Raw genomic sequence first — 12,837 nt, 5'->3', positions numbered from 1 at the left:
GTCTCACTGCTGAATGGGTAAACTTTTGCCCATTTCTCCACTGATAAATTATCAATTACCAATCTTAACCATAGAGAAAAGTTGTCTCTTGGGTCTGATGGTAAAAACCATCCAAGGATATACTAAACTCATGAGTTGGTGCAGGGGCTTTCCTGCCGTTCGCCCGTACATTGAACTTCAATCGGGCATCCAAATCTCCCAGGGATAATTACTAAAGCTGAAGGACAAAAGATGAAAATGGGAAACTTAGATCCCATTATTCATAGTTCATCAGGAAGTTGACTTACAAGAGCAGCAAACATGAATCCAGGAATTGACCTTCAAGGAACTTTTATTCAATCTGTTAAGGACTTAGGCGTACCCCCAGGGGCGGCCAAAGCCCTATGGATGCCATTACCAATGGTATTGATGCTCATTGGGGCTACAGTAGGCGTACTAGTTGCGACCTGGCTAGAACGGAAAATTTCAGCGGCGGCACAGCAGCGTATAGGACCAGAATATCAAGGTCCTTTTGGATTGCTGGTTCCTGTAGCGGATGGTCTGAAGCTGGTATTTAAAGAAGATATCATCCCCGCTAAGGCAGATCCTTGGCTATTTACCCTTGGACCTGTTCTTGTCGTTTTACCAGTATTTCTGTCGTATTTAATCGTACCATTCGGACAGAATATCATCATTACTAATGTGGGCATGGGGGTATTTTTGTGGATTGCATTATCCAGTATTCAGCCCATTGGTTTATTAATGGCAGGTTATGCCAGTAATAATAAATATGCCCTATTGGGAGGTTTACGGGCAGCAGCGCAGTCCATAAGTTATGAAATTCCCCTAGCACTGAGTGTACTAGCGATCGCTATGATGTCCAATAGTCTCAGTACCGTTGACATCGTGAACCAACAATCTAATTTTGGGGTTTTCGGCTGGAATATTTGGCGACAACCATTAGGCTTCATCATTTTTTGGATAGCCGCCCTAGCAGAATGTGAACGCTTACCCTTTGACTTACCAGAAGCAGAAGAAGAACTAGTAGCAGGGTATCAGACCGAATATTCAGGGATGAAATTCGCGCTTTTTTACCTGAGTTCCTACATTAATCTTGTACTTTCTGCCTTACTAGTAGCAATTTTGTACCTTGGTGGTTGGCATTGTCCCATACCCCTGGATATGATTACCGGGTGGTTAGGAGTCAGTGAAAGTGATCCTATCATCCAAGTGGTTACAGCGGTGATAGGAATTACCATGACCGTAATTAAAGCTTACCTACTAGTATTTCTTGCCATTCTTATTCGTTGGACAGTACCACGGGTAAGGATTGACCAATTGCTAGATTTAGGATGGAAATTCCTTTTACCAGTAGGCTTGGTAAATCTGCTCTTAACAGCAGCCTTTAAACTAGCTTTTCCCTTCGCATTCGGTGGGTAAGGCATTTTAGATTTTAGATTCTGGACTGAATCTGAAATCTAAAATCCAAAATTGTAAAGAGAGAGACACACAATGCTCAATTTCCTCAAACAAGTTGGTGATTACGCCAAAGAAGCCGTACAAGCAGGTCGTTATATTGGTCAAGGATTATCTGTTACTTTTGACCACATGAGACGGCGACCTGTTACCGTCCAATATCCCTACGAAAAATTGATTCCCGGTGAAAGATTTCGCGGTCGCATTCACTATGAATTTGACAAGTGTATTGCTTGTGAAGTCTGTGTGCGTGTATGTCCTATCAACCTCCCTGTAGTTGACTGGGAAATGGACAAAGTAGCCAAAAAGAAAAAGCTCAAACACTACAGTATTGATTTTGGAGTTTGTATCTTCTGCGGTAACTGTGTGGAATACTGTCCCACTAACTGTTTATCCATGACAGAAGAATATGAATTAGCCACTTACGATCGCCATGAACTGAACTACGATAGCGTAGCCTTGGGACGTTTACCGTATAAAGTTACAAACGATCCAATGGTGACACCATTACGGGAACTTGCTTACCTACCTAAAGGTGTAATGGACCCCCACGGAGTACCAGAGGAAGCTCCCCGTGCTGGTTCTCGTCCAGAAGACCTAGTAGAAAGTGGTAATCAGTAATAGGTAATGGGTAATGGGTAATCAAAATTTTTCCAATTACCAATTACCAATCACCAATCACCAATTACTACTCAATATTTATTAAACATCAATAAGGATAGAAAACAGTGAATCTAGCAGAGGGAGTACAGTCTGTATCACTTGGCATTCTTGGTGTAATGATGATTGGAGCAGCACTAGGTGTAGTGCTATTCTCTAACATCGTTTATTCCGCTTTTTTGCTGGGAGGTGTATTCATCAGCATTGCGGGGATGTACCTATTGCTAAATGGTGACTTTGTCGCATCAGCCCAAATATTAATTTATGTTGGTGCAATTAACGTTTTAATTCTGTTTGCCATTATGTTGGTAAACAAAAGACAGGATTTTTCACCATTACCTAGTGCAGGATTACGAAAAATATTTACAGCTATAGTCAGTTTTGGACTATTTGCTCTTTTAAGCACAATGGTAGTAGCCACACCTTGGGCTAACTCAAGCAACGGGAAAGTCAGTCAAAATTCCATCGTAGTCATTGGTGAGCATTTCTTTAGCGACTTTTTGCTACCTTTTGAATTAGCTTCCGTCCTCTTGCTCATAGCCATGGTAGGAGCGATTATTTTGGCACGAAGAGAATATCTACCCGACCAATTACCAACCTCTGACCTACCACAAACAATTTTAACCCTCCCAGAGCGCCCCAAAGAACTCATATCCACTGGTAGCAGTTCTAATAATTGACAATTGACCACCGACAACCGACAATCATGCAACTTCAATACTTCTTATTACTAGCAGCGGCTTTGTTCTGCATTGGGATTTATGGTTTAATTACCAGTCGCAACGCAGTTCGGGTACTCATGTCAATTGAGTTATTGCTAAATGCCGTTAATCTGAATTTAATGGCATTTTCCAACTTCCTTGATTCAACCTTAATTAAAGGCCAGGTGTTCACAGTTTTTGTGATTACCGTGGCTGCTGCTGAAGCAGCGGTAGGTTTGGCGATTGTTTTAACTATTTATCGTAACCGTGATACCGTTGACATGGAGCAGTTTAATCTCCTGAAGTGGTAATAGCGCGTGCAACTCAAGCAGGTAATCATTGCTTATAAAGCACGAGATCCCCAGAGTAAACGCTGGGCCGAACTCTGTGCTAAACAACTAGAAAATCGTCATTGCCAAGTATTGATGGGACCTAGTGGGCCAAAAGATAACCCCTATCCGGTTTTTTTGGCCTCTGCTAATCAATCAATCGATCTGGCCTTGGTACTTGGTGGTGATGGTACTGTTTTAACCAGTGCTAGGCATTTAGCCCCCGCTGGTATTCCCATTCTCGGAGTCAATGTAGGTGGCCATTTGGGGTTTTTAACGGAGTCAGTAGATGAATTTCAAGATCCAGAAGTAGTTTGGGAACGTCTGTTAGAAGATCGTTATGCTATCCAACGACGCATGATGTTACAAGCAGCGGTATATGAAGGGACTGGTTCTAATTTAGAACCAGTTACCGAGAGTTACTTAGCTCTAAATGAGTTTTGTGTCAAACCCGCTTCTGCTGACAGAATGATTACCTCAATTCTGGAAATGGAAATTGATGGTGAGATAGTTGATCAATATGTGGGAGATGGTTTAATTATCTCCACTCCCACAGGTTCTACTGGTTACACTGTTTCTGCCAGTGGACCAATTATCCATGATGGTATGGAAACAATTACCATCACTCCCATTTGTCCTATGAGTCTTTCTAGTCGTCCTCTTGTCTTACCTCCTGGTTCTGTGGTCAGTATTTGGCCTTTGGGAGATTATGATTTAAGTACCAAACTATGGATGGATGGCGTGTTATCTACCTCTATTTGGCCGGGACACCGTGTGGATGTCCGAATGGCTGATTGTCGTGCTAAGTTTATTGTCTTACGGGCAAATAATTCCTATTATCAAACATTGCGGGAAAAGTTACTTTGGGCTGGTACAAGGGTTCGCTACAACAATAATCACCGGAATTGATTTTTATGTTTATTTTCTAAACTTTCACCCCGTCACGCTCGTAATTCTCAATCAATTTTCGCCCCCAATTGCAATTTATTTGGGGGTTTTTTATGTCTACTCTTACTGGCAATTTAAAGTATGAACTATAGCAGGAGTCAGAATTTACCGAATCAGAACTCAGAAGTTAAAAGTAGTTGTCAACGAAGTTTCATTAACACCTAATAACTCTCTTTTGTAAGTTTTTATAATTAGGTGTATTAATTCAATTTAATATGGTCTCGATCTTCAACTCTTTGCTTTTCACCAGATATACTCCAAGAATCACCATTCTAATCACCATAAACATAGACATAGCCAACCACAACATATGGTTATTGTGATAAAACCATGTTAACATAGCTAGAGGGATAAATCCCGCCAAGGTACTAATTAAGAAAGTATTGCGGAGAACAACCCCTTCGGCTAGACCCGTAAAGTATCCCTCCAGAACTAAACAAATTGAGGCACACCCCAGAACCACTAATAACCAAGGAACATAGGTCTTAATTAGCTCTATGATTTCGCTGTGGTTGGTTAACAAACCAAATATGGTTTGTGGAGAAAGGACACAAAGACCAGCACAGGTAAGTCCTATTGAAAGACTAGTTCCTATTGCTATTTGCAATAAAGGCAAATACTTATGAGTTGTCTGTTCACCTTTAAATGTTCCAGTTAAAGCAGCGGTAGAAAGTCCTACACCATGAAAAATATCTATAGTCAGCAGTAACACCTGTAAAAGTAAGGCATTGCAGGCAAATATCATTGTATCCATTGTTGCGCTCAGACTGGAAAAAATGACGTAGGTGAATGCAATAGTTAAAGACCTCACAAACAGATTTCCATTCAACCGAACAATGGATTTGAAACCTGACGATTCCAAAATCTGCCCCTTTAATGCTGCTACCTCTTTTAAAGGTATATCACGGAGTATGAAAATTAACCCCGCCAACGACATTAAATATTGGCTAATTCCAGCAGACATTCCTGCTCCGGTACTTGCCCAGTGCCACTGGTTAATATAGAGGTAGTCTTGCAGTATATTAACAACATTGTAAACAATGGTCATTAGCAATACCCTACCACTTTTTTCCTGTCCAATAAACCAGCCAACTAGTACATAGTTGAGTAAAACTGCTGGTGCGCCCCAAATACGGGCATTAAAGTAGGCAAGACCAGCATCCTTGACCTCTGGAGAAGTAGTAAACAGTGCAAACCCCAATTTCCCTAAGGGTTCATGTATAACCAGAATGAGTATCCCTAAACCTAAAGCGATCGCGCTATTCCGTATTCCTACTAGTAACATAGCCTCTCGGTCATCTTCACCAACAGCTATTGCTGTCATGCCTGTAGTTACTAAACGTAAAAAATTTAAACTAAAGTATATATAATCAAAAAGAATTGCACCCAGAGAAGCACCTGCAAAATAGCGGATATCTGTCAAATGACCTAGAAAAACTGTACTGGTAAAACCAGCTAACGGTATAATAGTACAAGATAAAATATTAGTAAGGGTAATTAGATAAAAGCGAGAGATAAATTGATATTTACCTGACAAGGGGAATAATAGCATCGTATAAAAAGCCTGATTTGAAGAGGTTTTGCCCTACAGAAAATTTCATAAATAACCACAAATATGAAATTATATGATTACGATTCTTTGACTACAGCAGAGTTTTGCAGTTAAATCCTATTTAAGGATAGCCTAGCGGTAAATTTAAATCTTTATCTCATGTTATGTGCAATATGCTGTATTCACTGCTACTGCAACTAACTTAACAAGCCGCTTTTTCTAAATCCCTCAGCAGTATATGCTTCTTCAAAAACACCGCTGTTCTCCAAGCATTTTAAAGTTGCACTTGCTGCTTTTTTAATACCAAGCATCAGTCTTCTTTGAGGATAGGATTCTTCCACTAATATTTCTATTTCTTTATTTTCTAAACCCAATACTTCCAAATAATATTTTATTGCAGTAATATCAGGTTCTAGAAAAGCGAAAATAATTTCTGGTAAAACCGGACCAATTATAGATTGATCTTGAGGTTTAAGTTGGAACCACAATATATTTAATAAACTAGCAAAGTACACATGGTGACGACTTTCATCCCTAGCGTGATCAAGAATCATTTCCCGCACTGGAGTTACTACATTTTTGTTTTTTGGTATATCTGTAAGAATTGATGTAATCAATGTTTCCGATATAACAGTCCAGAATACCTTAATTATTTCTCGCAAATTACTATCAACAGATGACTGTATATAGTTAAGACGTTTTAAGAGGTTCGGAGTTCCTAAATAAAGAGAAGTTATTCCAGTTGCTTTTTCCACTTGTTTTTTCATCTCAACAGAGAATAAAGCATGATAACCTTCATCAATGTAAATTTTATAGGCATCAAATCTCCTTTCCTGAGAAATTTCCATACCTATCTGATCATGGGCTATTCTAGAAACTACCGGATTGACTATTTGATGTTCTAAAACTTCGGTGAAGTCCAAGTAACTATATAAACGATGAACAAGTAGTTGTTCTATAAAAGCTTCACCTCGTTTTTGAACAAGAGGATGTGAAACTATAGGAAACAAATCTGGAGGGAAAAACACTTTCCCCTCAAGTTGATCTTTTTGGATGACTCTGTGAGGTTTAATCCTTATAGAGGAGTGTTCATGCCAACTATCAAATGCACTATGATAGTTATCAGTCTTCTTGTCAACACATTCTGGAAAAAGCATATATTTATTACAAGTAACTCACCATTAATTTGTTTCAATTTGTACCAAGGAAGCTAGTTCTTCTAAAACCTTTTCAATGTCTCCCTCAGATCCACACTCAGCGATTACATAACCAACTGCGTATTCATTAGTTTTATCTATGGGAAGAAATACTTCATCGTTAACTTTCTTTAGTTGTATTACGGTTTTTGTATTAGGATGATTCCTAACTTTTTCAAAACCTTGTATACTGGTTAAGCGGCCAGGCTTGGGTGGTAAAAATGCCCGAATCCCAGACTGCCTGAAATCATTATTGATGAAATCCCTTTGTGTAAAAGGATTACGTCCTTGAACAACCTGTAGCAACAAGTCATAAGGATGCAGTTGAGATGATGAAGATAATGGAATTAGATGTGAGTTAATACATTCTCCTCCTAGCCGTCCGCCGATTTCTAAAATTCTCAGACCATGATCAGTTACCATTAAATCTATATGAAACCCGCACCAGTTTATTCCCATTAGTTGTACTGCTAAATGGGATATTTCTAAAATCTGATTCTGTATATCTTGCGAGAGTTTACTGGGAACTATATTCTCGTATTGAAAGGGAATTTCTCGATTAATTTTTTTATCGGTAATCGCTAATACGTACACCTGATTATCTGCTACGATACCAGCTACGGAATGTTCAGTTCCATTTAAATATTCTTCTAGGAGAAATTCATTTGAAAAATAAGAATAAATTTCGTCTCTACTAGGAGTACAATATTCGATGAACTGTTGAAATATTTTTTCTGCTTCTTCATAGGCAGAGATTTTAAATATTCCCCTACCAAAAGATGCTCCTGAAGGTTTAAGCAGACAAGGGATACCAACCGTCTTCAAACTTTTACTGAAGCTTTCATAGTCATGAATAATAGCGTATTTTGGGTTAACAGAACTTAACTGGTTGAGAACTCGTCTTGTGTTTGCCTTATTACGGACATTGAGAACAGCTTCAGGTGTAGTTGATGCTAAACCAAGAGTTTTTCCTATCCTAGAAGCTAGTTCGACTGATATATCCCCCCAAGCAACTACTCCTCTCACTTGAATATTGTGAGAAAGGAGATTACTAATTATGATTTCTTCCGCGATATCAAATTGTCCAAGAGGTACTTGTATAAGATGGTCTATATTGTAATTTTCGTATGGTTTTAAGGAAGGTGCTGCTATAACTATCTTAAGTCCTGCATTTCTAGCAGATTTTATTTCCTCCTCTCTTTCTGGCGGGAAAGAACGTGTGTCCAGATATAAAATAAAATTATTTTCTCGGTTTTCCATAGTTTACAGTCACTATTTAGCTAATTGTTTTGTAATTGAGATCACTTAGAGGGTGTTTGAAAAGTCGGTGAGTGAGTAAAAAAGCTAATTACTCTGGTACTTTCTTAATCTTCATTTGGATTAGGATTCCCAGGGTTCAAAAGTATTTGTAAGCTAGTACAGCACAGCGCAAATAAACTAAGGGCTTTAAATTTATTAAAGGATCACACTGTATTCATGTTATTTGCATACTGTGCTGTATCCTCTATTTTGAATCCTGCTTTGCTATACTAGCTTTTATTAACTTCTAGTCTTTATTTAGTGTTAGGATCTTTTGTCGCAAAAATCATCCTTTCACGTTTAATTTGATCTTCTGTCCATTTATCAAAATTAATAAAATCTTCGTAAGCAGCACCGACAATTGGCACAAGAACAGGTGAAGTAGTGTCCCTGAATTTATCCATTTCAAATAGTTTAAAACCTGAATCTAAAAGAATATCCAGTATTTCTTTATAGGAATAGTCCACTAACAAATGAGCAGCATGAATTTCAATGAAAAGATATTTAACAGCTTCTTTGAGTGCAGTCTTCATCCCATATAGAACTTTTCCTTCAGCCCCATGGACATCAATCTTGACTATTTCTGGTCTAATATCCTCTTGATTATTCAATTCATCGAAGGTTATAGCCTTAATTGTTTCAGTCTCCAGTTGTCCTGCAAATTTCATCGTTCTGTTATGAAAGAGAACTTCTTTTGTTTCATCAGAAAGAGCTACATCGTAAATTTCAGCTTTAACGTCGTTAATTTGAAGATTTTCCCTCAATACTTTCAGGTGTTTAACCCCGGGTTCAAAGGAATATACTCGACTATCAGGACTTATCTTACTAACATAAACTGTGTAGTAACCATAATGCGCTCCCACATCCAGAAAAGAGAGGGTTTCCTTTTCTAGGATTTGTTTTAGATACTGGGTAACAGCAGGTTCATAGTCCACTCCCTCAGTAGTTTCTTTTGATACGCTACTGTCAGGGTCTAGAAGTTGAAATCTAGCTCCATTAACTGTGTAGGAATCTAGACGTTGATTTTCAACATTAACCATTAGATTTATTCTCCTTTTTGATTTTTTAGTTTAATTCTCTTTAATTGCCACTAAACCAACAAAATTATACCATCTAAAGAATATTTCCATATTGGAAAAACCTGCTTCGCGAAGCAAATCCATATTTTGTTGTAAGGTTAACGGATTTAAAACTCCTCTGAGACTTTTAGATTTCTGTCTAATCATAGAGTCAGTTAATCCCTGTCTTTCCTTAAAATCCCAGTAAAGCTCTAACCAGGGAACTTCAAAAAATGAACTCTCGCATCTGGTTTTTTCTACTAGGACGAAAGCACCGCCTCCTATTATACCATCATAGATTCTTTGCAGTACCTTGAGCCTGTAATTGAAGGGTACAAATTGCATTGTTAAAATACTAGTTACAAAACTAGCATTTTCAAAACATATATTACTACTAATTACATCTTGAAGAAGAAAATTCACATTTGGAGAAGTACATCTAGATCTAGCATTCTCTATCATGGATGGGCTTTCCTCTATCCCAAATAGGTTAATATTTTTTTTTAAAATATGTTGTTGAGATAGCAGTGATAAAGTTGTGCCTGTAGAAGAACCTATGTCGTATATAACACTATTATCTTTGATAAAATACTCGCTAATTTCAACTACCATTCTTTGAATCTCTTCATAAAAAGGCACGCTCTTTACAACATGACTGTCAAAACTTTCACTAACTTGCTGATCAAATCTCCAGTTACCATGACTAGCTAGAATTAAATCGTCAACAGACTCAACTGAATTACTCATATTTTCACAGTTTTATTTTGCTATCTTTACATTGCTACTTAAAGTATTTCTCTTGAGTAAGAGTATCACATCTACTACGACAAGTCAATACTTTAAGAGCAGTAAACCAAAAAGTTTTTTCTCAAGGGTGATGGCTTTACCTTAACGGGTGACAAGGTGGCTAAACAGCTTGTTTCATAAGGGGTAGAGCCTGAAAGCCACGTTGAAAAAAGAGGCGTATGCAGCTTAAGCTTTGTTAAGTTCATAGCTAATTTCTGTGCTAAATTTATATGTAGGGCTTGCTGAAAAAGTGGAAAAAGGCAAAAAAAAATTGACCAGGTAGTTAGGCAAAAGCAAAGATCCGATGCCAATTTTTCTTCAAAGGGTAATTCAAACTTTGCCGGTGCTGTTTCCCGCCCTTGCGCTTTTCTATACATCTTAATACGCCTTTGTGCAAGGGTTTTTACCCATTTTAACTCTTTTTCTTGCACCTTTTTCACTTTCTATCCCCATCAATTCATTTATTTGTCCCGGTTTTATGTTTATTCAGCAAGCCCTACCTAAAAGTGGCTGTAAGGAGATTATACCTTATGAACCAGATTATACCTTCTTGAAACAAAAAAAGTGGGAGATGATAGCAAAGCGCGACCCAGGAATCATCCCCCACCTCAGATGTCACTGATTAAGTAAACTAATTAATCCTTAAACAAGAGAGAAATTACTAGCAGTCAAAGTGGGAACAGTAGCGAGAATAGCAAACTCACCACCAGCACCAAAGCCCGCAGCCGCGCCATTTTCGTTGTAGAAAAGACTACCACTGCTAGAGCTATAAACAATCAGTCCGTTACTAGTACCTACCAAATCATCATCTTCAACCGTAGCAAACTCCTCTGCTAGGCTGAATCCTTGACCGATAACACTGGTAACAGAAGCGAATACAGACTTACCCAACAATATTTGGTCACTACCGATACCAAAGTCTTGGATAGTATCTAGACCTTGACTAGCTACAGTGAATGCAGCATCCCCTGCAAAGCTGAAGACATCATTACCAGCACCACCAATCAGAGTATCATTACCAGCACCACCAATCAGAGTATCATTACCAGCACCACCAGTCAGAGCATCATTACCAGCACCACCAACCAAGCGGTTATCTAAATCATTACCGATAATTCTATCTGCTCCAGCACCAGCAATCACGTTTTCCATGGCATTGGCGGCAGTTAATGTCAGTTTTGAACCATTAGCAACCAGGGTTTGAGTAGTAGTAATGCCTAAATTTAGGCGAATTGCTGCGGTTGTACCAGTGAAGTCAATGGTATCTTGACCACCCACTACTGCCTCTGTAATGATGTCAGTACCGACGCTAGTGGTAATGGAGAACAAATAAGTATCATTTCCTGTACCACCAACCAAACTGTCGTTACCTAAACCACCATTAAGGGTATCATTGCCTAAGCCACCATCAAGGATGTTATTAGCCGTATTACCTGTAATGACGTTATGGGTATCGTTACCTGTACCGTTGATAGCAGTTGTTCCTGTGAGGGTAAGGTTTTCGATATTGCTGAAAGTAGCAAGAGCAAGAGCGACACTGGATTGAATGCCATCTGTACCCTCTCCCTGATTTTCCGTTATGGTGTCAGTTATGCTATCTACAACATAGATATCGTTACCTAAACCACCAATCAAAGTATCAGTACCTAAACCACCATTAAGGGTATCATTGCCTAAACCACCATCAAGGATGTTATTAGCCGTATTACCTGTAATGACGTTATGGGTATCGTTACCTATACCGTTGATAGCAGTTGTTCCTGTAAGAGTGAGGTTTTCGATATTGCTGAAAGTAGCAAGAGCAAGAGCGACACTGGATTGAATGCCATCTGTACCCTCTCCCTGATTTTCCGTTATGGTGTCAGTTATGCTATCTACAACATAGATATCGTTACCTAAACCACCAATCAAAGTATCATTACCTAAACCACCATTAAGGGTATCATTACCTAAACCACCATCAAGGATGTTATTAGCTGTGTTACCTGTAATGGTATTATTCAGGCTGTTTCCAGTACCGTTAATAACGTTTGTTCCTGTGAGGGTGAGGTTTTCGATATTGCTTAAGGTAGCAAGAGTAAAGGTGTCACTGGATTGAATGCCATCTGTACCCTCTCCCTGATTTTCCGTTATGGTGTCAGTTATGCTATCTACAACATAGATATCGTTACCTAAACCACCAATCAAAGTATCAGTACCTAAACCACCATTAAGGGTATCATTACCTAAACCACCATCAAGAATGTTATTAGCCGTGTTACCTGTAATGGTATTATTCAGGCTGTTTCCAGTACCGTTAATAACGTTTGTTCCTGTGAGGGTGAGGTTTTCGATATTGCTTAAGGTAGCAAGAGTAAAGGTTTCACTGGATTGAATTCTATCTGTACCCTCTCCCTGATTTTCCGTTATGGTGTCAGTTGTGCTATCTACAACATAGATATCGTTACCTAAACCACCAATCAAAGTATCAGTACCTAAACCACCATTAAGGGTATCATTACCTAAACCACCATCAAGAATGTTATTAGCCGTGTTACCTGTAATGGTATTATTCAGGCTGTTTCCAGTACCGTTAATAACGTTTGTTCCTGTGAGGGTGAGGTTTTCGATATTGCTTAAGGTAGCAAGAGTAAAGGTTTCACTGGATTGAATTCTATCTGTACCCTCTCCCTGATTTTCCGTTATGGTGTCAGTTGTGCTATCTACAACATAGATATCGTTACCTAAACCACCAATCAAAGTATCAGTACCTAAACCACCATTAAGGGTATCATTACCTAAACCACCATCAAGAATGTTATTAGCCGTGTTACCTGTAATGGTATTATTCAGGCTGTTTCCAGTACCGTTAAT

At 38.7% G+C, this 12,837-nt stretch carries 12 protein-coding genes; 5 read left to right on the top strand and 7 right to left on the bottom strand.

The features are described 5' to 3' along the window. Window positions 1-300 precede the first annotated feature (300 nt). The 5 genes from nuoH to H6F39_RS14750 all read left to right on the top strand — a co-directional run bounded on the left by nuoH (window position 301) and on the right by H6F39_RS14750 (window position 4,054). A complete protein-coding gene (gene nuoH / locus H6F39_RS14770; RefSeq protein WP_137907290.1) occupies window positions 301-1,419 on the top strand; it encodes an NADH-quinone oxidoreductase subunit NuoH in 1,119 nt (372 codons plus the stop codon). Window positions 1,420-1,491: 72 nt separating this feature from the next. Next, on the top strand, window positions 1,492-2,076 hold the full coding sequence (ndhI, locus tag H6F39_RS14765) for an NAD(P)H-quinone oxidoreductase subunit I (protein WP_137907291.1): 585 nt from the start codon (window positions 1,492-1,494) through the stop codon (window positions 2,074-2,076). A gap of 107 nt (window positions 2,077-2,183) precedes the next feature. Further along, window positions 2,184-2,795, top strand: coding sequence for an NADH-quinone oxidoreductase subunit J (locus H6F39_RS14760; protein ID WP_137907292.1), 612 nt, complete (start codon window positions 2,184-2,186; stop codon window positions 2,793-2,795). A gap of 26 nt (window positions 2,796-2,821) precedes the next feature. Continuing rightward, window positions 2,822-3,127, top strand: coding sequence for an NADH-quinone oxidoreductase subunit NuoK (gene nuoK, locus H6F39_RS14755; RefSeq protein ID WP_015080280.1), 306 nt, complete (start codon window positions 2,822-2,824; stop codon window positions 3,125-3,127). A gap of 6 nt (window positions 3,128-3,133) precedes the next feature. Beyond that, a complete protein-coding gene (locus H6F39_RS14750) occupies window positions 3,134-4,054 on the top strand; it encodes an NAD(+) kinase (RefSeq protein WP_028085086.1) in 921 nt (306 codons plus the stop codon). 244 nt (window positions 4,055-4,298) lie between these two features. On the opposite strand, the gene gntT is transcribed toward H6F39_RS14750, so the two are convergent. The 7 genes from gntT to H6F39_RS20800 all read right to left on the bottom strand — a co-directional run. Beyond that, window positions 4,299-5,645, bottom strand: coding sequence for a guanitoxin biosynthesis MATE family efflux transporter GntT (gntT, locus tag H6F39_RS14745; protein WP_190372229.1), 1,347 nt, complete (start codon window positions 5,643-5,645; stop codon window positions 4,299-4,301). A gap of 197 nt (window positions 5,646-5,842) precedes the next feature. Beyond that, the gene (locus tag H6F39_RS14740; protein ID WP_190372228.1) at window positions 5,843-6,802 is read right to left on the bottom strand and encodes a diiron oxygenase; all 960 of its coding nucleotides are present in this window, start codon (window positions 6,800-6,802) and stop codon (window positions 5,843-5,845) included. 24 nt (window positions 6,803-6,826) lie between these two features. After that, window positions 6,827-8,101 carry an ATP-grasp domain-containing protein gene (locus H6F39_RS14735; RefSeq protein WP_190372227.1) on the bottom strand — a complete coding sequence of 425 codons (1,275 nt, stop codon included), beginning with the start codon at window positions 8,099-8,101 and terminating at the stop codon, window positions 6,827-6,829. A 293-nt stretch (window positions 8,102-8,394) separates the two neighbouring features. After that, complete coding sequence (locus H6F39_RS14730) at window positions 8,395-9,180, bottom strand: FkbM family methyltransferase (RefSeq protein ID WP_190372226.1); 786 nt, start codon at window positions 9,178-9,180, stop codon at window positions 8,395-8,397. 30 nt (window positions 9,181-9,210) lie between these two features. Then, complete coding sequence (locus H6F39_RS14725) at window positions 9,211-9,945, bottom strand: methyltransferase domain-containing protein (RefSeq protein ID WP_190372225.1); 735 nt, start codon at window positions 9,943-9,945, stop codon at window positions 9,211-9,213. A gap of 92 nt (window positions 9,946-10,037) precedes the next feature. Then, window positions 10,038-10,424, bottom strand: a complete 387-nt coding sequence (locus H6F39_RS14720; RefSeq protein WP_190372224.1) for a hypothetical protein — start codon at window positions 10,422-10,424, stop codon at window positions 10,038-10,040. A gap of 202 nt (window positions 10,425-10,626) precedes the next feature. After that, window positions 10,627-12,837, bottom strand: a 2,211-nt coding sequence (locus H6F39_RS20800) for an S-layer family protein (protein ID WP_190396930.1), incomplete at its 5' end; no start/stop codon positions are given.

Source organism: Dolichospermum sp. FACHB-1250 (assembly GCF_014696335.1).
Taxonomy (GTDB): domain Bacteria; phylum Cyanobacteriota; class Cyanobacteriia; order Cyanobacteriales; family Nostocaceae; genus Dolichospermum; species Dolichospermum planctonicum.
Note: the sequence above shows the minus strand (reverse complement) of the source record. Positions and strands in the feature narration are given on the sequence as shown.